The organism is Pacificispira sp. (assembly GCF_965228185.1).
Classification (GTDB): domain Bacteria; phylum Pseudomonadota; class Alphaproteobacteria; order UBA8366; family Aestuariispiraceae; genus Pacificispira.
In genome coordinates, this window is the sequence record NZ_CBDDHE010000005.1 from 48,950 (window position 1) to 70,961 (window position 22,012).

Annotated in this window: 17 protein-coding genes; 7 read left to right on the forward strand and 10 right to left on the reverse strand. The window is 62.2% G+C overall.

Translation table 11 applies throughout. The features are described from left to right. Positions 1–22: 22 nt before the first annotated feature. The 8 genes from ACO06O_RS10470 to ACO06O_RS10505 form a co-directional block, all read right to left on the reverse strand. The gene (locus ACO06O_RS10470) at positions 23–1,090 is read right to left on the reverse strand and encodes a sulfotransferase domain-containing protein (RefSeq protein ID WP_421879227.1); all 1,068 of its coding nucleotides are present in this window, start codon (positions 1,088–1,090) and stop codon (positions 23–25) included. A 58-nt stretch (positions 1,091–1,148) separates the two neighbouring features. Then, complete coding sequence (locus ACO06O_RS10475; protein ID WP_421879230.1) at positions 1,149–2,120, reverse strand: hypothetical protein; 972 nt, start codon at positions 2,118–2,120, stop codon at positions 1,149–1,151. Between the two features lie 81 nt (positions 2,121–2,201). After that, entirely contained in the window at positions 2,202–5,687 is a 3,486-nt protein-coding gene (locus ACO06O_RS10480; RefSeq protein ID WP_421879233.1) for an SPASM domain-containing protein, read from the reverse strand. Then, positions 5,671–6,429 carry an ABC transporter ATP-binding protein gene (locus tag ACO06O_RS10485; protein WP_421879236.1) on the reverse strand — a complete coding sequence of 253 codons (759 nt, stop codon included), beginning with the start codon at positions 6,427–6,429 and terminating at the stop codon, positions 5,671–5,673. Before ACO06O_RS10485 ends, ACO06O_RS10480 begins: the two co-directional genes overlap by 17 nt. A gap of 36 nt (positions 6,430–6,465) precedes the next feature. Further along, positions 6,466–7,248: an ABC transporter permease gene (locus ACO06O_RS10490; RefSeq protein WP_421879239.1), complete on the reverse strand. Its 783-nt coding sequence runs from the start codon at positions 7,246–7,248 to the stop codon at positions 6,466–6,468. Then, a complete protein-coding gene (locus ACO06O_RS10495; RefSeq protein ID WP_421879243.1) occupies positions 7,245–8,108 on the reverse strand; it encodes a sugar nucleotide-binding protein in 864 nt (287 codons plus the stop codon). The genes ACO06O_RS10490 and ACO06O_RS10495 overlap by 4 nt, the downstream gene beginning before the upstream one ends. Positions 8,109–8,132: 24 nt before the next feature. Beyond that, positions 8,133–10,796, reverse strand: a complete 2,664-nt coding sequence (locus ACO06O_RS10500; protein WP_421879246.1) for a class I SAM-dependent methyltransferase — start codon at positions 10,794–10,796, stop codon at positions 8,133–8,135. Between the two features lie 86 nt (positions 10,797–10,882). Beyond that, entirely contained in the window at positions 10,883–11,902 is a 1,020-nt protein-coding gene (locus ACO06O_RS10505; RefSeq protein WP_421879248.1) for a glycosyltransferase family 2 protein, read from the reverse strand. A gap of 11 nt (positions 11,903–11,913) precedes the next feature. On the opposite strand from ACO06O_RS10505, the gene ACO06O_RS10510 reads away from it, so the two are divergent. Continuing rightward, on the forward strand, positions 11,914–12,909 hold the full coding sequence (locus ACO06O_RS10510) for a glycosyltransferase family 2 protein (RefSeq protein WP_421879251.1): 996 nt from the start codon (positions 11,914–11,916) through the stop codon (positions 12,907–12,909). Here ACO06O_RS10510 and ACO06O_RS10515 read toward each other — a convergent pair. After that, positions 12,894–13,412 (reverse strand): invasion associated locus B family protein, encoded by a 519-nt coding sequence (locus tag ACO06O_RS10515; protein ID WP_421879254.1) that lies wholly within the window; start codon positions 13,410–13,412, stop codon positions 12,894–12,896. The genes ACO06O_RS10510 and ACO06O_RS10515 overlap by 16 nt on opposite strands. An 88-nt stretch (positions 13,413–13,500) precedes the next feature. Further along, complete coding sequence (locus ACO06O_RS10520) at positions 13,501–13,743, reverse strand: hypothetical protein (RefSeq protein WP_421879256.1); 243 nt, start codon at positions 13,741–13,743, stop codon at positions 13,501–13,503. Positions 13,744–14,090: 347 nt separating this feature from the next. On the opposite strand from ACO06O_RS10520, the gene ACO06O_RS10525 reads away from it, so the two are divergent. From ACO06O_RS10525 to ACO06O_RS10550, 6 genes are all read left to right on the forward strand, one after another. Continuing rightward, positions 14,091–15,965 carry an SLC13 family permease gene (locus ACO06O_RS10525; RefSeq protein ID WP_421879259.1) on the forward strand — a complete coding sequence of 625 codons (1,875 nt, stop codon included), beginning with the start codon at positions 14,091–14,093 and terminating at the stop codon, positions 15,963–15,965. 33 nt (positions 15,966–15,998) lie between these two features. Next, positions 15,999–17,027: an amidoligase family protein gene (locus ACO06O_RS10530; protein WP_421879429.1), complete on the forward strand. Its 1,029-nt coding sequence runs from the start codon at positions 15,999–16,001 to the stop codon at positions 17,025–17,027. Beyond that, the gene (locus tag ACO06O_RS10535; protein WP_421879262.1) at positions 17,024–17,698 is read left to right on the forward strand and encodes a gamma-glutamyl-gamma-aminobutyrate hydrolase family protein; all 675 of its coding nucleotides are present in this window, start codon (positions 17,024–17,026) and stop codon (positions 17,696–17,698) included. The genes ACO06O_RS10530 and ACO06O_RS10535 overlap by 4 nt, the downstream gene beginning before the upstream one ends. 107 nt (positions 17,699–17,805) lie before the next feature. Beyond that, on the forward strand, positions 17,806–18,963 hold the full coding sequence (locus ACO06O_RS10540; RefSeq protein WP_421879264.1) for a phosphoserine transaminase: 1,158 nt from the start codon (positions 17,806–17,808) through the stop codon (positions 18,961–18,963). A gap of 4 nt (positions 18,964–18,967) precedes the next feature. Further along, positions 18,968–20,548 (forward strand): phosphoglycerate dehydrogenase, encoded by a 1,581-nt coding sequence (gene serA / locus ACO06O_RS10545; protein ID WP_421879267.1) that lies wholly within the window; start codon positions 18,968–18,970, stop codon positions 20,546–20,548. 198 nt (positions 20,549–20,746) lie between these two features. Next, positions 20,747–22,006, forward strand: coding sequence for a polyhydroxyalkanoate depolymerase (locus ACO06O_RS10550; RefSeq protein ID WP_421879270.1), 1,260 nt, complete (start codon positions 20,747–20,749; stop codon positions 22,004–22,006). Positions 22,007–22,012 lie beyond the last annotated feature (6 nt).

Genomic DNA, 22,012 nt, shown 5'->3' on the forward strand with positions numbered 1-22,012 from the left:
TTGCCCTCTCCAGTCGGCCCACTCACTTCGACATCGCCAGATAGGACCGAACGCGGTCGGGTGTGTTGCACCAGAACCACTCGATTAGGTCCGAATTCGCCATGCCGCGCCAGCCTTCGGGATCGCCCTGCCGGAAGTTATGCGGTGTCTCGCCCCGAGCCGCCCGGCCATTCAGATGGTCGGCGACCGCATCCCGACGGCCCGACCCGGTAGCGAAATCAATTATATCGGCAATCGTGTCGGCCGCGTCCGATCGGATTGCGTCATAGGTGACGATCCGAACGTCGACCGACTTCTCCGCCTGATCGGCATAGCACAGCCAGCCGTCGACCCACCCAGCCAGGTGACCATAGTATTCGGCCGCAAACTCCTTGAAGGATCGCGCGTATGGCGCCTTTGGTTCCGTCCCGAAGAAATGGTGATAGAGCGACGCCGTACTGGCGCGTGGATCCCGGATCTGCACGACAATCTTTCGAATCCCGGCTTCCGCCAGACGCTCCGGATTGCCGTGGGACGCACTGGTGTGTTCGTGGGTCACACATCCGCCCTGAGCGACGCATTTGGCCCAGGCATCAACGACGAAATAATCCAGAGTGGCGGGTCCCGGCCTGCAGACCATCGCGGTCCGCGCGATCGGCACGCCTAGTATCGACGCAAGCGTATTGGACAGAAATCCGCTCGCCGATTTCGGCAAGGATGCGACGTAGATGCCGGGCCGCTCCTCAGAAATGCACTCCAACTGCCGCCTGCGCATCTCATGTCCGTAAGCGACCGCATCGGCATAGGGCAACAGGTCGAAATCGCCCGACAGTGGGATGTCGACGGCCGCCATGAAGCCTCTCGCCGCCGCAACGTCGCCGTTCTGCGCCGCCGCAACGGCCGCGCAATACTTCGCGAATGCCGCGTAGTTCGCTTCAGGCAGCAGATCGAAGGGGCGGAAAGATGCCGCGTTTTGGAAACGCGCGACGGCGGCCCTGAACGCACCCGCTGCTACAAGGTCGCGCAAGTCCTGCGCGTCGGTACGGGCAATGTCGTCCGGCGCATAGCGAAATCGATCCATGTCGATTTCCAGCAAGCTCGGCCAGCGCATCTTCCCCCCATACGACGTGCCGTTTCGGTGATCTGAACGGACCCGCCGCCGGTTGCGGTCAGACCGTCGGGTTCACCGCATGCAGAATACCGTCGTTGATGTTGAAATTGCCCCATTGGGTGAAGTGTTCGGTATTGGGCGGCACGTCGAAGACGATCTCCCATCCGTCGGCTTCGAAGAGGGCCAGCAGTTCCGCGTGGACGTCCTTGCCATGCGTACCGATATGCACCCGACGCACCTTGCGCTTCAGAATATCCATGCAGGGCGGGAAAACGATGATCTCGGATTGCTGGATATCGGATTCCAGATAATCCACCACATCGAACGGGCCCAGCACGTCGCCAAGGGTCACGGCGCTGACGAATTTGATCTCGGCCTTGAAGTCATAGCCGGGGACCAGGTCTTTCTGCAGCCCCGTGGAACCGGTCTGGATCAAGTTCCTCAGCGCATCCTTGGTATTGCCGCCGGCGATGAGTTGTTTCGCGTAGATGTCACGCGACAGGGTCTCGTTCGTCGAAATGCAATTGCCAGCCCCCGAACCGGGTGCACCGATCGGGAACAGGATCGGTTCGTTATCGGCGCCGATGGCCGCCTTGATGATCCATTGATCCTTGGGATCGATGCCATTGTCCTGAAAGTGCCGGACGACCCATTCGTAGTTGGTCGGCTCCGCTTCCACGGCGACAAGCTTCGCCGGCATCGGGTTAATCGCCTGCAGCATCTTGTAGGCACCCACCGCCTGCGCGCCATAACACGCACCCAGTGTCACCATCACATAACGGTCTTTCGCGGCTTTCGCGGCCTCCAGCCAGCCGACAGCCTCGAACCAACCTTCGCCCCAGGTCATATCGGGCAACGCGGTCTGCATGTGACCGCCGCCGATCGTCTCCGGATCGATACCCCACATGGTACGGAATTCGCCATCGGTCAGCGCACCGACGAAATCAACAAGGAAGCCCTTCGGCACATCGCCGGAAAACGGCTCTAAAATATCGAAAGCGTCCACGAAACGCGCGTAATCGTTCCTCATATCACTCCGCCATAAAAAATGAGCCCACGCTGACCGCAGCCTGTCTAGTCGCACCTGTTGGAATCAGCAAGGGAACAACCGTCACACAGAGTAAAAATTCAGCAGTTCCGCCGACACCAGGGAATCTGCCTTCTCTTGCAACGATTCGGGAAGTTCGTCGCGCCATTTCGACGACAAGGCGCATAGCGCGGAAAACGGGTCACCACCGTCTTCTTTCGCCACATTCACATAGTTCTTCAACGCTTCCTCACCAGGATCCGTGGAGAAGCGGGAAAGCACGTCCGACAGTTGCGATTCCGGTTCTGAAAGCAGGTCGGAGAAGCGCACGATCCGGCAATCCAGACCTGCCTCTATAGCCCTTTTCCAACCAGCCATCCATTCGACGGTGCTGGTCAGGGTCTTCAGGAACAGGGCTGCGACTTCTTCTTCCGTCACGGATTCCTGCAATATCATCAGTTGGCGCAATGTTGTCTCGTAAGCGGCTGCACGGGGCTCCCGCACCACCAGGAATGTATGATCCATTCGATGCTGCGCCATCAGTGCCAGATTGTCGGGCGACGCGTCGAACCGATCCGACACGACGCAGCCGCCACGCGCGGCGTCTTCCAGCCAGCGCGGCACGATCCGGCCGATATAGGCATCCGCCATGAGCGAGCTGCGCAGGATGGGCAGCCCCACCAGATCGGCCAACGCATTGACGAGGAACTGGTTCGAACTGCCTGCCAGGCCGATCACCAGTCCGCCCGGGACACCTTCCTTGATGCGGCGGGCCTGACCATCCTTCAGCGCCTGGGATAGTTCGACATGCGCATGATAGGGGATGCCGCCATAATCGCCGGTCGAGCGCAGTCCGGAATCCTGCATCATCTGAACAGCTTCTTCCAGGCGGCCCAGATGGGCGAGGCCGACCGCCAGTCCGTGACGGAGGCGGCTTTCGCGAGACCCGACCTTGTCGAGCGCCGGATCGTAGTCGATCGCGGCGTCAAAAATCTCTTCCACCTTGTCCAGGTTTTTCCCGCGCCAAGCCGCATACATGTCGGTCACGGTTCCCGAAATTTCCTGCGACTTGAACAGAGCCATCGCACCGATGGCCTTGTTGTACTTGTACAGCGCGCTGCGAATGCCGCACCGCGCGTCGCCCAGGTGCAACGCGCCATTGGCTTCCAGGAACAGCGGCTCAAGGTTGGTGAAATGAATCCGGCCCCAGCGCATGATCGGCGCCTTCAGGACATCGATGACCTCCTGGTGGCGCGGATGCTCCGGCTCGCAAATCGACCGCTGCGCATATTCGGACTGCTTGTACGTTCCGACATTCGCCAGCTTGGTGAATACCACAACGTCGACATTGAGTTCCTGGCCCAGGGCCACGAATTCCGGCATCTCCTCGAAGTTCTCGATCTGCGTCACGAAGCGGATCTCGAACTGGCTGATCTTGCCGTCACGCCTCAGCCCCGAAATGAACTGCAGGTTTTCGCGCAGCCGATGGAAATCGCCGCGGCGGCGCACGCTGGCATAGGTGTCCGGCCGCGCGGCATCGATCGACACGGCGACCTTGATGTCCAGGTGATGAATGTTCTCCAGTTCATCCCATTCGCGTTCCGTGAAAAGCAATCCGTTGGTGATCAGGACAATGCTTTCCAGGTTGCTGTGAACATCCTTGTCGATCGCACGAAGGATCTGGCGGTAGTGCCGGCTGGCGAAGGGATCGCCCCCGTTTGTGATGATGACCTCTTCAACATTCTCCAACAGCGGCAGGATGACCGTATCCTTTGCCACTTCCAGACGCTGCCGCTCCTTGCCTTTGGCGATCAGTAGATGAATTCGGCACTGCGGGCAGGACAATTGGCAGGTTTCGTCGTGGCCCAGATCGACACTGCGCACCGGCCCGTCCAGATACACCGTTGCGTTATCGATGATCGACTTCAGCCACGGATCCTTGATCGTATCCCGTTTCGGCAGCGTCGCGCTGTTCATCAGGTGGCAATGAACGCGGCTGCAGTACCGGAAACTGCCGTCGTGGATCGACTTACGTACTTCCTGGGCCGCTTCCGAATTCCAGATATCGTCCCAGTTCTCGTCGTCGTAAATGTTGCCGGATCGCACCGGCACCATCAGGGCGCAGCACTGGTGGACGTCCCCACCCGGATTGACGGCGGCCGTGGTGAACGGGATGTGGCAGAAGCGCTCCGTCAGATCGATCTTGAACGACGGCGGGATTCCCTTGATGTCCTTCGCCTTACGCCCGAGCTGCGCCAGGGAATGGGTCACAACGCTCTGGCTCAGCAGGCATCGGGAGTCGCTATTCAGCGCCTCCTGGGCATATTTGATCGCGCCCTGCCAGTCCTCTGCGCGCAGTTTCTGCCCGGCGAGGTAAAGAAGCGGCACCCGATCCCCGCCTTCAGTCCGCGTGAACTCCAGCAGATTGTCCAGCAGGATGTCCCGCTTTTCGTTGTCATCGCCGAACGAGAGATGCAGCAGATGCGACAAGGCGGCGAGATGGGTCGCCTGTTCGTTCGTGCCGAGAACCTTAAGCTTGGTGAAAATCAGCGTGTCCGGACGGTAATACTTGAACCACCGATGATAATGCATCCGTGTCCGGCCAATGATGTCGGCCGCGTCCTCGCGCCAGTTGCCGAGCGCGATCGCGTTGGCCAGCAAATCGTGGATCAATCCGACCGGTGCCGCATCGAGATCCACATCAAGGCCGAAATCCTTGCTGTCGGCCAGCAGGATGGCGGCAATCTGCCGAAGCGATGTCTCGGTTTCCGCGCAGAGCGGGTCCTGACGATAGGCACGCACGGCCAATCGAGCGGCGACCCAGGGCGTGTTCTGCAGCGCCCGCGCCGCAAGGTTCAAAAAGACGCGGTCATCCGGCATCAGCTTGCCGATTGCGCTGATCAGTTGGGCGCGGCGTGTCGGGCGCGTCTGCTCCGGCTCGGGCGCGACCGACATGTCGATCAACACGTCTCCGGCACGAATATGTGCGCCGATATCGTTGGCTTGCGCCGGCTTGCCGGCAAACAGCGCATAATGCTGATGTACGAAATGCAGTGCGTGCATCAGGTTTTCTTCGCTGGGATCACTGCGCACACGGTGCGAGACATCGATCAGGGTCCGAACCGCAATCTCGGCGCTAGTGCCCACACGGCGTTCCGGCATCGGTGTTCGTCCCATGATCGACAGAACACGGAACACCAGCCGGGTAAGAGGTTTTGCAGAGGGCGATTTCTTCTGCGCCTTGCCGATCAGGTCGATTGCGTCGAATACATTTCCTTCCGCCAGTCGCAATTCTGCCTGCCGGATCGGTATCGCCGCATCGCCAGGCTGTGCCTCGGCAAGCTTGTCCAACAGTTCGAACTCGTCCGGACGGCCATCCAGCAAATAGCCCAGCGCCCCGACGCGACCGGAAATTCCGGTTTGGTCTTCGGCATCGAATTCCTGCCAGACGGTGTGGATGAAGTGTACGATTTCCGGGACAGGCGTCGTGCCGCCGGCCAGCGACTCGCGAATGGTACGCGCGCGTTCCTTGTCGAGTTCGTCTGCGACGGGATCAGCCAGCTGTGCCATTGCTTACATGTCCTCTGTACTGCGCGGCGACGTCATCGAAAGGACCGTACGCCATAAGGCGGCCATGGTCTATCCAAAGGCCCTTATTGCAGATTCGGCGCTGCGCCTCTTCCGAATGCAGGGCGATCATCAGACCGCGCGCGCTCGACGCCATTTCCGACAGGCGCGCATTCGCCTTCTGGAAGAAGGACGTGTCCCCGACGCCGATGACCTCGTCCACCAGAAACACATCCGGTTCCCGCGTGGTAGCGATCGCGAAGGCGAGACGCAAGCGCATGCCGGCGGAATAGGTCCGGATCGGCATGGCGAGATAGTCGCCCAGTTCCGAGAAATCGGCGATGCTCTGCGCATGCTGATCGCATTCTTCGAGACTGAGACCCCAGAGCAGGCCGCAGAGCTTGATGTTCTCCCAGCCGGTCGCCTCGCTGTCCATCCCGAGAGAGATATCGAACATCGTCGAAACCCGTCCGGCGACGGTTACCGTGCCCTCGGATGGCGGATAAACGCCGGCCAGGACGCGCAGCAGCGTGCTCTTGCCCGCTCCGTTGGCCCCCATCAGTGCGACCCGGTCGCCCTCCTGCATCGTAAAGGACAGATCGCGCAAGGCATCGACCTTGACCCGGGACCCCTCGACATTCACCCGGCCGCCGGTGGCGTGCTTCACCAAACGGTGACGGAAAGACTGCGCCGCCGCGTCATAGACCGGATAGCGCAAGGACACGTTATCAACGGATACCAACATCGGTCTCTAACCCCAACTTTACGGAAGGCTTCCGCGTCAGATCCAAAAAACTAGCCGCCGGCGCGCGATCCGGTACAGGAACACGGTGAAAATCCAACCGATCACTGTCGTCGCAATTGCCACGTACCAGGACATCATCCTCGGCTCCATGCCCAGCAACGGCGCGCGGACCAATTCCATGAAATGGTAGAACAGGTTCAGCTGCAAAAAGAGCGGGATCTCGTTGCCGATTTCCTGGACACCCCAGATAACCGGCGTCAGGAAGAAAGCCATCTGGACCAGGCTGAGGACCAGTTGCGGGATGTCGCGGTAACGGGCGCAGACGATCCCGATGGAAATCACGATCCAGATCCCATTGATCGTGATCAGGAACAGCCCGACCAGCGCCAAGGGCGTCACCCAGGTCGGCACGATCTTGTAGTAGAAGACGACCGGGACGAAGACGAGGAAGTTATGCGCCGTGAACAGAAGGTTGCGGCTGACGACCCGCATCGCGAAGACAATGACGGGTACCGGCCGCTGCTTGATGATCGCCGCGGCCTCCATGAAGGTGCGGCAGCCGTCCACGATCATCATCGACATCATGGTCCAGACGATGAAACCGAGGCTGAGATGCGGGATGTAGGCCGTGTGCGGGGTACCGAGGATGTAGCTATAGACCGTTCCCAGCATCATCACCGTCAGGCCCATGCTCAAGGTCAGCCAGAACGGACCGATGACCGAGCGCCGGTAACGGCTTTTCAGGTCGAACCACGAAAGGGTCCACCACAAACGCCAGTTCATCAGACCGGCACCAATTTCCTGCAAGACGTCTTTCACTGTTCCGCGCCCAATGCTTCCTTTACGACCTGAACAGAGCGGGCAAAACGCCAACCCAACCGCGTTTCCGTCGCGTCACAATCCAACCCCGCATGCCGCGGGGGCACGGTGCCTACGGCATCGTCCGCCGACACAGACCGCACCAATTCCGGGTTCGCCCGCGCGATCCGCGCAACGGCCAACGCGGCGTCGAGATAGCTGATTTCGTCCGAAGCGGAAACCTGACTGACCCCAGACCAACGCCCGTACGCCACCGCCACCAGCGCGTCAACCGCTTGTCGCAAGCTTACCGGGGACATCGCACGGTCCCGAAAGGCGCTCACCGCGCGGCCTTGCGCAAGCTCATCGCGCCATTTGGATAGAATACCCGGATCGTTCGGGGACAGGATTTTCGAGATCCGCACGATCGCGCCAGGCGTACCGGGAAGGGTGCGCAGCCGCTCTTCGAGAGCGGATTTGTGGCGACCGTATTCGCTGTAGGGACTGTGCTGTGTGCCTGGTGATACCGCAGGCCTGTTACCGTCGAAAATCTGAGTGCTGGAAATGTTTACGACAAAGGCGCCCCGTGCCGCCAAGCGCCGGGTCAGTTCGACCGGCGTGGTCACATTGACCCGGAACGCCTTTTCCGGATCAGCCGCACAGGCATCCGCCCCCGGCATTGCCGCGCAGATATACGCCCGCGCCACATTCTCCGGCAGAATGGCGTAATCCGGCTTGTCCAAGTCGAACGTCACATCGGACGCGACCGATCCGGCTCGGCCGGTCGTCACGACCGTCGCCCCTTGGCGACGCAACGCGCCGGCCAACGCGGCGCCGACCTTACCGCCGGCACCAACGACCAGATCAATTTCGCGGGTCACGGCAGGTCCCAGCAGCGCGCGCGGTCAGCCGCCGGACTTCCGGTGACAGCACAACGCAATAATGTAATGCGCCATCGGGTAGTAGCCCGTATGGACGACCTCATCATTCATCGAAAACACGAAGACGGTTTCGAAATACCGTTCGCACAATTTCTTCAGATCCTTACCGGTCTTGCAATTGACATGGCCTTCCTTGCTGACCGGCGAGGCATGTACCTGGGATTCCAGCGACGGCATACCGATGATCGCAATCCCTTTGCCGTCCAGCGCCGCGCAGAGATTGTCCATGTAGACGTGCTCTTTTTCCTGCGGGATATGTTCCAGGACATCCAGGCTGTAGATTCCGTCGAAAGGTCCGGGCAGCGGTCCCTCCAGAATGTCGTGCACGGCGGACTTCAGCGGCCAGTGATCGGAATAGCGCTCGCGGACATCGTCGATGAACAGCGGGTCGAAATCGAAGACCGACAGCTCGCCGACCTCCTGCAGCACGATCCGAGACCCGAATGCGTCGCCGCATCCCAGTTCCGCGACGCGCGCACGCCCCGACATCATCTTCGATACGAATTTGTAGCGGGCCAGCGAGAACACCAGCCTGCGCGGGTCATCGTGCCAGACCTGATTGGTCATTAACCCCAGTCGGGTGAAACCGACCTCGTCTCGCACATCCAGACAGTTGTTGTATTGCGTTTCCTTCGTGCCCTCTTCCAAGGCACGCTCTTTCTTCTCCGCTTCCGTAACCGGTTCGGTCGTCCCCGTCCGCTTCGGACCCGGCTGCTGACGCAACACCGATTCCTTCTGGGTCACCTTGAATTCCAACAGCCCGCTGATCGGCTTCCCTGTCAGAAGGTGACTGCCGCGCAGGGCCTTCCGGTTTTCCAGCGCACCGGAAACGACACCGGAAAGTGCGTTGGCGAAACCGCGGAACAACCGGCCGCCGCGCAGCATTTCCTGGGCGCGCAACATCGCCTGGTAGGCCGCCCGGCGACGCTCCCCGCGTGCGGCCTTGTAGGATTGCAGCGTGACGAAGGACCGGAAGAAATGCGTCGAATGTGACGCGACGAAATTGTCGATGTCGAAATTCGAATCGCCCGCCGCCGAGATCCAAAGCAGGATCCGCGCCCCGGGCCGCACCAATTTCGGCAGATATCGGAACAGATTGTCGACCAGATGGGCGTTGCTCGGCTCCAGCAGGATGATGACGCAATCGACCCGCTCGCTGCCGTAAACCCGCGTCTTGCCACGTTCTGCGATGCCTGAGGCACGCCATTGCGGGATTTCCCGATCCTGACGCCCCAGCCACAGCGTGACGGGATTGATGGCATCGGTGATCAGGGCGACCTTCTTATCTTTATCGGCAAGTTCGGTTTCGATCGACGCGATCAGGTCCTTGTAGTCCAGCCACGCATAGTGCCAGTGCGTCACATGTGGGGCGCGCCCGAAGATGTCCCAGTATTTGCGGCGCAAGTAGGACGGCTTACCCTGGTCGCGCCCGTCGCGCTTCATCACCGCCGGCATGCGGTTCTGGCGGATCAGTTCGAACACGAAGTCGTTGATCGCCGAAATCCAAAACTTGTGCCCGCGATACGGGTTCGCCGGCGGCATTTTTTTCACCAGCGCGTCGATATAGGCCTGCGATTCCCGTTCTACTTCGGCGGTGCATTCCGGTATGCCGTCCGCGTGGAACACGACCATCGTATTCGCATTCTTGCGGTGCGGTTCCGTCGACCAGTCGCCAAAGGCATGGGCCAGCACCTCGATACTGCCCGGCCCGCCGCGCAGATACCCCGTCTCATGCGCGAACATCTGATGCTCGACGACCAGATATTCGTCGGAATCCGTTATGTAGGCGACATTGCCCGACGGGCACAGTTCCGGAATGAACGAGAAATCGCAGGAAGACCCGATCTGGAAATCCGTCAGTTCCGGCTTGATGCACAGCATATGCATCAGGAAGAACCGACCTGCGACCGTGCTGTCGTCGATGCGCCAGAACAGTCGGTTGCCGTGCCGGTTATGGGACACCGGCTGGTCGACGAAATTCGCGATCGTGACCGGATGCAGGTGGTTCAGGGCAAAGCGCATCAGATCGCGCGGCGGAATCGTCGCGACATGGGTCTTCGGATCGACCCATTCGCGCAGCGGCCGGTAGACCTCGTCATGGGCGATCTGGAAGTTGCCGGCATAGACCCCGCTGACCCCACGGCGCATGTAGCCGGCCAAGTTCCGCAGCGACCCATCGGCCATGATGTAATCGGACACCATGAAAACGAAATACGTGTCCAGCATCTTGTCGCCCTGCGACCGCATCGCGCGGGTATAGGCCAGGGTCACGGTGGTGGAATAGTTCGTGCCGATAATCAGGTCGTCTATTTCCAGGAAGGATACCGCACAGACCGCCTTCAACTGGCGAAATTCCGGGTGCGCCTCAATCGCCTTGCGGTCCCGCGCGCCGGTCAGAAATACGAATTCCGTCGGAAATTCCTGTGCCAGCCCCGGCAGATTGCCCGGTGCCATCAGGGTCGGAAAGGACAGGGCGAAGAACTGTTCAATGAAATCCTGGCCCCACATGGCCAGCAGAACCTTCACCTGCGTGCCGTCGGCCGTGATCGCGGGCTTATAGTCGTCGGTCGGGCTTGAGAGCAGCTCGACATGGTCCAACCAGGTCGATGAAACGGAACGCGTGTCCATAATGGACCCCCCTAGTTCGTCGCCGACGGGCGAACGATCAATCTTTAAAATATCGACGAACCGACCGGAACATCGGCCCTGCAACCTTATTTTCCGCTGTCCGGTTCGTCACGCGGCAATGTGCCGGAAACCGGCCTTCCCCCACGACGCGATAGAATACCAAGTACATCGAAAGGTTTATACCGCACCGCAACAGCAAAACGAAAGACCGCGAAGGCCAACGAACCGGCACAGCCGCCCATTTTGTCGAAACGCGAAGCCAGACGCGCCCGGGCAATATTGTACCGCCAGCGCCGCTCCATCCGGTCGATCAATGCCCTGGGATAGGCACCGACCGGATCGGCTTCCATGCGACGACGGGCCGCGAGCCATATGGTCTCGGCCCGCGCCGGTTCGCGAAACATGGCCACCCCGGCCCCGCCGGCCAGATCGCGTTTCGTGGCAAGGGGCGCCGCGACGAAACAGGCACCGTGCCGTAAGGCGGCGGTCCAGGCGGCATAGGCATCGCAAAATGGGCCCAGATCGTCGTGAATGCCGATCTCTTGCAGGACATCCGTTCGGTAGACACAGGTATTGCCCGCAAACCAGGAATCCATCCGGAACAGCGCGGCCCGGCAGCTCCGCGAGTCCAAATATCCGGCGCCGTCGACCGGTCTCGGCAAGGCAGGAACCTCCTGCACCCGCCCCGACCGATCGACACCCCGGCTTTCGGCGGAAAAAACCCCCGCGCCGGGATATTCGCCCAACCATTGCAAGGCCGCGGGCAGCAAGTCCGGATCGATCGGATCGTCCCCCGCCCCCATGAAAACGTAGCGGCCCGACACGCGGGTCAGACCTTCCCGCAGCGAAGCCGCAGCACCGATTGCTGTTTCGTGCCGGATAAAGACCGCCTTGCCGCAATCGGCCAAAAGGCGCTTGGCGATTTCCAGGCTACCGTCGCGGGACCCGTCGTCGATGAAGACGATTTCGTGTATAGACTCCTGCGCCGCCAGAAACGACTGCAACGTTTCGGCCAGCACCGCCGCTTCGTCCCGGCAAGGCAGGATGACGGATATCAACCCCGTCTCGGCCCCGCCGGCCGCCGTTTCAGTTTGTTCGGAGTCCATGATCCGGTCCCATGCCCCGCGTCTCGATCCTCATAGTCACCTACAATAACGCATCACAGATTCAGCGTTGCCTGACCGCCGTCGCGGCGCAGGATTTCAGCGATTTCGACGTCGTCGTCATCGACAACGCGTCGACCGACGGCACGCCGGACCGGATCACCCTTCCCGATTCGCGCTTCTCCCTGGTGCGAAACGCGGACAATACCGGATTTGCCGCGGCGAACAATCAAGCGGCGGCGGCGACACACTCCGAATTCATCGCGACGCTGAACCCCGACGCCTACCCCGCCAGGGACTGGCTGCAGTGCCTGATCGACGCCGCCGACGCGCATCCCGCCGCCGCCTTCGGATCGACCCAGATTTCCGATGCCGAACCCGGCCGGTATGACGGGCTGGGCGATACGTTCTGGATTGGCGGTCTGTATTGGCGCGGCGGCTATGGGCAAAGGGTCCAACCGGAATCGCCACCCGCCTTGGCCGAGGTTTTTGCCGCATGCGCCGCGGCCGCGTTCTACCGTCGCGCCGATTTCGAGGCACTGGGCGGTTTCGACGAAGGCTTCTTCTGCTATGGCGAGGATGTCGACCTGTCCTTCCGGCTGCGGATGGCGGGGCGGCCGATCCTGCAAGTCGGCGCGGCAGAAGTACGGCACGAAGGATATGCGTCCTCCGCAAGACACAGCGATTTCGCGGCGTATCATGGCAGCCGCAACCGCGTCTGGGTTTGGCTGAAGAACATGCCCGCCGTTTTGATGATCCCGCTGCTGCCGCTTTTCATCCTGACCCAAACCGCCATGGCGCTGCGCGATCTTGCGATGCTGCGACCAGCGGCGCTGCGCGGGCTCGTTGCGGCAATCGACGGATTGGGGGCGGTCTGGCGGCAGCGGCGTATTGTCCAAGAGCAACGGCGGGCGAGGATTGGAGACCTTCTGCGGGTCATGGCCGTTTCGCCGCACCGCCTGTTGACCCGGGACGCCTTGACGCGTCCAGTCGATCAGAGGGACTCGTAAGCCGCCGTAAAGCCGCGCAGTGAGACGCGGACCGGTATGGGATTCTCAGGACGGGATGCGGCCTTGATCGTGATCAGGGCCTGCGCGCCGCGCTTCATCGCTGCCACCTGCTCCGCCGTCAGCGCCAAATTGGCGATACATCCCGCCGGAGCGCAGAAATCATAGGCGAAACGCAGCGGTTCCCCGCCGTCGACCTGGAACAGCAGCCCCTCCGGCAGGGCCGTCCCCAGTGGCACGACCGCCGTGGCGCCGGCCGGTGCAGGCCCGCCCGGTGCAAGCCGGATCAGGCTGAACTCCACCATCGGTCGACCCTGGTCGTTCGACGCGGTTTGAACCATGTAGCATTCGTCCGGGCGGGCCGCATTGCAGCGTATGTCCCAATCGCCATAGGTTTCGCGCAAAACTTCGGTGGATTGGGCGGGTTGGCTCTGCGCCGTCGCGTTGCCGATGGGCAGCGAGGCCGCAATGGCCAGCGCCAAGGCGGCAATGGCTCGGATAAACATCGGATCACCCGGTTCGGTTCAGTCTGCCGCCAAGTCTAACGGCTGCCGACGGCCCGATAAACCCGTCTCACACGGCAAGAAGAATCAATCAGCCGCGAGGCTGATAGTCTTTTGGCGCGAACCAGATCTTCTGTTCGTGAATCCGGCCCAGCAAGCCGCGCAATTGCTGAATCTCGTTCTGCAATCCGGTCAGATCCGGTTTGCCGCCAACGCCGTCACCGGTCGTGTTCAGAACCTTCCGTGACAGATCCCCCACGCGTTGCGTCAGCGACGCCTCAATCCGGTCGATATCCTGAATGTCCAACTCGAAATGGGTTCGATATTTCGGCATGATGACGGTTCCGGTCTGGCGGTGAGCGCGGGAAAATCCTTCTCCGCATGTTGCAGTGCGAGATATACTGAGACTCGTCGAGGCTTCAATATCTTTTTTCCAAAAGCGACCGTAATTGCCACTCACGCGACCAAGTGGGACAATCGGATTGCGATTGAAGGCCCCGCCCCCGCGGGATAGGTCTTACGGACCTCGTTCGTTCAAATCTGTTGCCGGAACGGGAAAACATGGCGCAACCCACTGCGGTTTTGGGGCGAACAGGCCGACGGATGGCCACGGGGGTTTCTATTTTGAGTAAAGAATGCGCTAAGCTGTCGCCGCGCCCGGCGGGCGACTGAAGAAACTGGATGGGGGGCGGGATCGCGATGGATTTGGCCGATGTGAAGACCCTGGAAATGATCCTGGTCTTCATTCTGATCGGCGGCGCGCTGTATCTCTATGCGACCGAAAAATTGGCGCTGGAGGTCACATCGCTGGCGGTGATCTGCGCATTGATGGTCGTCTTCCATCTGTTGCCGGTGCCCGGCCCGGACGGCGACAATCTGTTGGACGCCCACAAGCTGCTGACCGGATTCGCCAATCCGGCGATGATGACCGTGCTGGCCCTCCTGATCCTGGGCGAAGGTTTGAACCGGACAGGCGCATTGGACAGCGCCGCGACGGTCGTCTACGCGGCGGCAAAAGGAAGGCCGACCGCGGCGATCGGGATGGCACTTTTACTGGTCGGCGCTGTTTCTGCGGTGCTGAACAACATTCCTGTCGTTGTCCTGTTCATCCCCATCATGCAGGCCCTGGCCGTCCGGTCGAACCGCAGCGCGGGCCGCTACATGATGCCACTCAGCTTCGCGGCCATTCTGGGCGGGATGACGACGCTGATCGGATCGTCGACCAACCTTCTGGTGTCCAGTGCGATGATCGAACTGGGCGAGGAAGGATTCAGCTTTTTCAGTTTCACCATCCCAGGACTGGTCGTGGCCGGTGCCGGGATGGTCTATGTCATCCTGATCCTGCCGAAACTGTTGCCCGACCGTGAAGGGGACACCGGCGGCGCCCAGCGCGAGGCCAAACAGTTCAAGGCCCAGATCACCGTCCGACGCGGCAGCGTGCTGGACGGGATGACGCCCTCCGCCGGTTTCTTCCCCGGTCTGCCCGGGATCACCGTCTTGTCGATCGAACGCGGCGAGGAGACATTCACGCCGCCCTATGAGGAAATCCCCCTGCAGCGGGACGATATCCTGATCGTCGCGGCGACCCGCGAACGCCTGCTGCAGTTCCACAAGGACAACCCGAAATCCCTGACGCCGGAGATCATGTCCGGCAGCGGCATGGCGCGGATGATCGATGCCGACGCCCGGTGGCGTACCGGCGCGCAATCCGTCGCCGAGGTGATGGTCACGCCCGGATCGCGCATGGTCGGCCGGACACTGGACACGATCGGCTTCCGCTATCGCCATGACTGCGTCGTCCTGGGCATCGAACGCCGCAGCCGGATGCCGCGTACCCGCCCGACCGAGATCCCGCTGGAATCGGGCGACATCCTGCTGATCCAGGGCCGCCGCGCCGATATCGAAGCCCTGCGCGGCAGCCAAGAGGTCGTGCTGTTGGAATGGTCGGCGGAAGACCTGCCGCAGCCGCATCATGCCAAACGGGCCGGGCTGATCTTCTTCGCGACCGTCGGCGCCGCCGCGACCGGAGTTCTGCCGACCGAGGTCGCGACCCTGACCGGCGCCGCGGCGATGGTGATATCCGGCGCCCTGAGCGCCGAAGAGGCGATCCGCGCCATCGACCACAAGATCATTCTGCTGATCGCCGCCGCCCTGGCCCTGGGCGCATCGATGCAGGCGACCGGCGGGGCCGCCTTCCTGGCCCATGGGTTGGTCGTACTGCTGGGCGAATCCAGTCCGGCCGTCGTGCTGTCCGGGTTCTTCCTTCTGACCGCCGTGCTGGCCAATGTTCTGTCGACAAAGGCGACAGCGGTCCTGTTCACCCCCATCGCGGTCGCCATCGCCCACGATATCGGCGTCCCGGCGGAGGCCTTCGCCGTCGCGGTCGTGTTTGCCGCCAACTGTTCCTTCGGCAGTCCTGTCGGATATCAGACCAACCTTCTGGTCATGGCGCCGGGCGGGTACAAGTTCAAAGACTTCATTCGGGCCGGCACGCCGCTGCTTCTGATCTGTTGGGCCGCGTTCAGTCTATTCGCGCCGTTCTGGTTCGACCTTTAAATCCGGCGGGAGCCCCCTACATCCTTGGATGTTGTGACGGGCATTCCGACCAAATCCGCAATTTATCCGCCCCCTGTGCCGGCCGGCCAGGATGGGTCGCACCGTCGAGTCGGCCTGGAGTTCGAGTTCGCCGCGCTGAGGCCGCGCGACGCCGCTGAACTTGTTCGAGACCGTTTCGGCGGCGAGATCCGGCAGAACAATCCCCACCGCTATACGATCGAAAACGGCGATCCCTCCCCTTTCCGGGTTGAACTGGACGCCCAGTATGTACATCCGAACGACCGGCTTCGGGACATCGACGAGACCCGCCCCTGGCTGACCGACCTGGTCACGTGGATAAAGGAGTTGGATGCCGAAACCAGCCGCATTCTGGGCGATCTGGCCGGCGACCTGATCCCCTGCGAGATCGTGGCCCCGCCGATCGAATGGCCCCGGCTGATGGAGATGGAGACGCTCTATCGGGATCTGGGCCATGCCGGCGCGGCGGGCACCGATGAAGGGTTGCTCTATGCCTTCGGCCTGCATCTCAACATCGAGGTGACCGGCGAGACGGTGGACGACATCTTGCCTACACTACAGGCCTATCTGCTGTTGAGCCCTTGGCTGCGCTCGGACATCCGCGTCGATGGCATGCGGCGGGCCTTTCCCTATATCGATCCGTTCCCATCATCCTATCTGCGCCATATCTGCCGGCCGGGTTATGCGCCGGATATCGACGGGATGATCGCCGACTATCTGTCCTTCAACGACACCCGGAACCGCGAGTTGGACATGCTGCCCCTCTTCGCACATTTGCGGTCGGACCTGGTACGCGCAGCGGTCGACGACCCCAGGGTGAAGCCGCGCCCCGCGTATCATTGGCGGCTGCCCAACACCCTGTTTTCGGAACGGTATGCGGGACCGGCGGCGGAATGGCAGCGCTGGCTGGCGGTCGAGCGCCTGGCCCAGGATCGCGAAGCGCTGACGGAGGCCTGTCGCGAACTCCAGACGCTCTCCACCTTCCCCCTGTCCGGTGACCTGCAACGCCTGTCGGATCGGCTGGGGGCGGAGTACCGGATATGAGCAGACCGTTGATCGGCGTGACGACCAGCCATCTGCGCGGTTGGCGGTCCTGGCAGTTTCAGCGTTTCGCGATCTGGCGCGCCGGCGGCAAGGCCCGGCGCCTGACCGCCCGTCGCGTCGACGACGTAGCGAAAGCCGCGTCGGCACTCGACGGGCTCGTCATCGGCGGGGGTGACGATATTTCGGCATCCTTGTATGGCGGCGCGGTACAGCCCGCGATTCGCATCGACCCGGAGCGCGACCGTCTGGAATACTCGCTGCTGGACGCTCTGGCCGGCTGTCCCGTCCCCGTTCTGGGCGTTTGCCGTGGCGCGCAGATGCTGGCCCTGTGGCGCGGCGGGTCACTGATCGAGGACATCTACACCACCTATCCGGACCTGCCGCGACTGCGAACGGTGCTGCCGCGCAAGCGTGTCGACGTGGAACCGGACACCCGGTTGGCCGCCATCCTGGGCCGCGATCAGGTCTGGGTGAATTCCCTGCATCATCAGGCCGTCGAACAACCCGGCGACGGCATGCGCCTGGCTGCGGCGGATCGGCGCGGCGTGACGCAAGCGATCGAGCATCTCGGCGACCGGTTTCTGCTGGGTGTCCAATGGCATCCGGAATACATGCCCCAGAAAGCGGCTCAGCAACGGCTCTACCGCGCCTTGGTGGCCGCCGCGCGGTGAATCGGTGAATGCGACGCTTTTGCGCGTTTTAGCGACAAAAGGCCGTTGACGTACTGCGTGACCGACCCTAGCTTCCGCACACTTCCTCATCCCATGGAGAGCCCGCCTTGACCGCCAACGTCCCTCGCCCGGATCAACGTCCGGCAAATCCGCTGTTCTCTTCCGGACCCTGCGCGAAGCGGCCTGGCTGGTCGCCTGCCGCGCTGGAGGACGCGCTGCTGGGGCGTTCGCACCGGTCCACGCCGGGCAAGGCGAAGCTGAAGGAAGTCATCGACCGCAGCCGCGCAATCCTGGGCCTGCCCGATGATTACCGGCTGGCCATCGTGCCCGCGTCGGATACCGGCGCGGTGGAAATGGCATTGTGGTCCCTACTCGGCGCGCGCGGCGTCGACATGCTGGCCTGGGAAAGCTTCGGCAAAGGCTGGGTCACCGACGTCGCCAAGCAATTGAAGCTGGAGGATGTCCGGGTGATCGAGGCCGATTACGGCCTGCTGCCGAATCTCGACGCCGTCGATACCGACCGGGACGTGGTCTTCACCTGGAACGGCACGACCAGCGGGGTCCGGGTCCCCGACGCGGATTGGATTGCGGATGATCGCAAGGGGCTGACCATCTGCGACGCGACCTCTGCCGCCTTCGCGATGGATCTGCCCTGGCCGAAGCTGGATGTGGTCACCTGGTCCTGGCAGAAGGTGCTGGGCGGTGAAGGTGCCCATGGCATGCTGGTCCTGTCGCCGCGCGCCGTCGAGCGCCTGGAAAGCCACAGCCCCGCCTGGCCAATGCCGAAGATTTTCCGCCTGACCAAGGGCGGCAAGCTGATCGAAGGCGTCTTCAAGGGCGAGACGATCAACACTCCGTCCATGCTGTGCGTCGAGGACGCGATCGATTCCCTGAAATGGGCCGAGGATATCGGCGGCCTGCGCGGCCTGATCGACCGGTCGCAACAGAATCTGGAAATCGTCGAGGACTGGGTCGCGCGCACCAATTGGATCGAATTCCTGCCGAACGATCCGGCCTCGCGCTCCAGCACCTCGATCTGCCTGATGCTGTCGGACAAATGCCCGCTGGAAGGCGACAGGCGGGAAACCGCGCCGAAGCGCATGGCCGGACTGCTGGAGAAGGAAGGAATCGCCCTGGATATCAACGGTTATCGCGATGCCCCCCCGGGCCTGCGCATCTGGGGCGGGGCGACAGTGGAACCGTCGAATATGGCGGCGCTGATGCCGTGGCTCGACTGGGCCTATGCCCAAATCCTGGCGGAGTAAGCTGATGCCGAAAGTACTGATTTCCGACAAGCTGAGCGACCGCGCCGTCGCCGTGTTCCGGGACCGGGGAATCGACGTCGATTTCGAACCCGGCCTATCGGCGGAGGATCTGCTGGCCCGCATCGCCGATTATGACGGTCTCGCCATCCGATCCGCAACGAAGGTGACTGACGCGGTCCTGGCCGCCGGGAACGGGCGGCTGAAAGTCGTCGGCCGCGCCGGGATTGGCGTCGATAATGTCGATCTGGCCGCCGCGACCAAGAACGGCGTCGTCGTCATGAACACGCCCTTCGGCAACTCGATCACGACCGCCGAACACGCCGTCGCAATGATGATGGCGCTGGCCCGCCAGATTCCCGCCGCCGATGCCTCCACCCGCGCCGGCAAGTGGGAAAAATCGAAGTTCATGGGCGTCGAACTGTTCGGAAAGACGCTGGGCCTGGTCGGGTCCGGCAATATCGGCAGCATCGTCGCCGACCGCGCCCAGGGCTTGAAAATGAAGGTCGTCGCCTACGATCCCTTCCTGTCGCCGGAACGCGCGCGGGAATTGGGGGTCGAGAAGGTCGGTATCGACGACCTGCTGGCCCGCGCCGATTTCATCACCATTCACACACCGTTGACCGACAGCACCCGCAATCTGCTCGACGCGAAGGCGCTGGCGAAGTGCAAGCCGGGCGTCCGCATCGTGAACTGCGCCCGCGGCGGTATCATCGACGAGGCCGCACTGAAGGACGCGCTGGAAAGCGGCCAAGTTGCCGGCGCGGCGCTGGACGTCTTCGCGGAAGAACCGGCCCGGGACAACCCGCTGTTCGGGATTCCCAATGTCGTCGCCACCCCGCATCTGGGCGCGGCGACCGAAGAGGCGCAGGAAAATGTCGCCCTGCAAGTCGCGGAGCAGATGTCCGATTACCTGCTGACCGGCGCTGTCAGCAACGCACTGAACATGCCGTCGATTTCGGCCGAGGACGCGCCCCGGCTGCAGCCCTACATGGCGCTGGCGTGCCAGTTAGGATCCTTCGCGGGTCAGGTAACAGAGACGGCCATCAAGGCGGTGACGCTGGAATTCGAAGGGCATGTCGCGAAGCTGAACGTCAAACCGCTGGTCCAGGCGGCCCTGGCCGAAGTCATGAAACCGTTCTCCGACGCCGTGAACATGGTCAACGCCCCCGTCTTCGCGCGCGAGCGCGGGGTCGACGTGTCGGAAGTGGTGCATGACCGCCCTGGCGACTATCAGACACTCATCAAGCTGACGGTGAAGACCGAACGATTCGAGCGGTCCCTGTCCGGTACGCTGTTCGGCGGCGCCCTGCCCCGGATCGTCGACATCAAGGGCATCGCCATCGAAGCCGAACTGACGCCACATATGCTCTACATCACCAACCACGACAAGCCGGGCCTGATCGGCGGTTTGGGGACCGTTCTGGGCAATGCGGGCGTCAATATCGCGACCTTCCATCTGGGCCGCGCCCAGGCCGGCGGCGACGCCATCGCCCTGATCTCAGTCGATGAGGAGATTTCACCGGACCTGCTGGCGCAGATTCAGGCCCTGCCGCAGATCAAACAGGTCAAGACCCTTCGGTTCTGACCGATCCGCCGGTTGTCGCCCTAACCGCATCACAGCGGCACCGGGAATTTCGCGGGTGCGGCAGCACGGCCGCGCCCGCATTTCCGTCCTGTTTTCAGCTTGGTAAGACCAATTTTACCATTTTGTCTTATTTTGGCTTTCGCACCTGCAACATAAGCCGGTAAGCTTGGCGAAACGCTGAAACTCCAAGGATGGTTGATGCTCTATTCCATGTATGACGCGCGATCGCGCGCGCTGGCGCCGGTCCGCCTGATGGCGGAGGCGACGCGTCTGACCTTCGTGAACCCGTTCCATCCGTTGAGCTGGACTCCGCTGGGGCGGATGATGGCTGCCGGGTCCGGCGTCATCGAGAGCCTGCTGGCGGAACGCGGAAAGCCGGAATGGGGGATCGACGAAGTATCGGTGGACGGCACGTCCTATCCGGTTGAGATCGAACCGGTCCTGTCGCAGCCCTTCGGCGATCTTGTCCGGTTCAAGAAGGCCGGGTTCTCACGCCCGCAGTCGCGCATTCTACTGGTCGCGCCGATGTCCGGGCACTTCGCCACCCTGCTGCGCGACACGGTCCGTGCGCTGCTGATCGAAAACGAAGTGTGGATCACCGACTGGCGCGACGCTGCCCAGGTGCCGAAATCGGAAGGCCGTTTCGGGGTCGACGCGTATATGCAGTATCTGATGGACTTCCTGGCCCATCTGCATGCCGAAGACCCGCGTCCGGTCCATATCATGGCGGTTTGCCAACCGGCTCCCCTGGTGCTGGCGACGGTCGCCCTGCTGGCGGAGGAAAAGGCGCCGCATTGTCCGGCCAGCATGGTTCTGATGGGCGGGCCGGTCGATACCCGGGCCGCGTCGACCGTCGTGACCCAGGTTGCCGAGAACCGCAGCATCCCCTGGTTCGAACGGCACGTCATTCATCGCGTCCCGGCGCGTTTCCCCGGCGCGAACCGCAAGGTCTATCCGGGGTTCCTGCAATTGCGGGCCTTCTGGTCGATGAACCCGGCGCGCCATGCCGGGGCCCATTGGTCGATGTACAAACATCTGGTCCGGGGCGACGGGGAATCGGCCGAACGCACCCAGACCTTCTATGACGAATACATGGCCGTCGCCGACGTCGCCGCCGATTTCTTCCTGGAAACGGTCGATCATGTCTTCCGCCGTCATTCCCTGCCCAAGGGCGAGATGATGTGGAAGGGCCGATTGGTCCGGCCGGAAACCATCCGCGATGTCGGCCTGATGACGGTCGAGGGCGAATTGGACGACATCTCCGCCCCCGCCCAGACCGAGGCCGCACACGATATCTGCCCGAACATTCCGGAAGCCCTGCGCGAGCACCTGTTGCAGGAAAATGTCGGCCATTACGGCATCTTCAACGGCCGCCGCTGGCGTGAGCAGATCTGTCCGCAGATCGGCGCCTTCGTCCGCCGCATGGAAGCAGGTGACGTCAAACAAGACGCGGCATAAAGTGGC

What these genes read in the sequence shown, in the direction of transcription:
- ACO06O_RS10480 (WP_421879233.1), bottom strand. Translation starts at nt 5,687, where the DNA reads ATGGCACAGCTGGCTGATCCCGTCGCAGACGAACTCGACAAGGAACGC.
- ACO06O_RS10510 (WP_421879251.1), top strand. Translation starts at nt 11,914, where the DNA reads ATGCCCCGCGTCTCGATCCTCATAGTCACCTACAATAACGCATCACAG.
- ACO06O_RS10505 (WP_421879248.1), bottom strand. Translation starts at nt 11,902, where the DNA reads ATGGACTCCGAACAAACTGAAACGGCGGCCGGCGGGGCCGAGACGGGG.
- ACO06O_RS10550 (WP_421879270.1), top strand. Translation starts at nt 20,747, where the DNA reads ATGCTCTATTCCATGTATGACGCGCGATCGCGCGCGCTGGCGCCGGTC.
- ACO06O_RS10485 (WP_421879236.1), bottom strand. Translation starts at nt 6,429, where the DNA reads ATGTTGGTATCCGTTGATAACGTGTCCTTGCGCTATCCGGTCTATGAC.
- ACO06O_RS10515 (WP_421879254.1), bottom strand. Translation starts at nt 13,412, where the DNA reads ATGTTTATCCGAGCCATTGCCGCCTTGGCGCTGGCCATTGCGGCCTCG.
- ACO06O_RS10475 (WP_421879230.1), bottom strand. Translation starts at nt 2,120, where the DNA reads ATGAGGAACGATTACGCGCGTTTCGTGGACGCTTTCGATATTTTAGAG.
- ACO06O_RS10525 (WP_421879259.1), top strand. Translation starts at nt 14,091, where the DNA reads ATGGGGGGCGGGATCGCGATGGATTTGGCCGATGTGAAGACCCTGGAA.
- ACO06O_RS10535 (WP_421879262.1), top strand. Translation starts at nt 17,024, where the DNA reads ATGAGCAGACCGTTGATCGGCGTGACGACCAGCCATCTGCGCGGTTGG.
- ACO06O_RS10520 (WP_421879256.1), bottom strand. Translation starts at nt 13,743, where the DNA reads ATGCCGAAATATCGAACCCATTTCGAGTTGGACATTCAGGATATCGAC.
- ACO06O_RS10470 (WP_421879227.1), bottom strand. Translation starts at nt 1,090, where the DNA reads ATGCGCTGGCCGAGCTTGCTGGAAATCGACATGGATCGATTTCGCTAT.
- ACO06O_RS10500 (WP_421879246.1), bottom strand. Translation starts at nt 10,796, where the DNA reads ATGGACACGCGTTCCGTTTCATCGACCTGGTTGGACCATGTCGAGCTG.
- serA (WP_421879267.1), top strand. Translation starts at nt 18,968, where the DNA reads ATGCCGAAAGTACTGATTTCCGACAAGCTGAGCGACCGCGCCGTCGCC.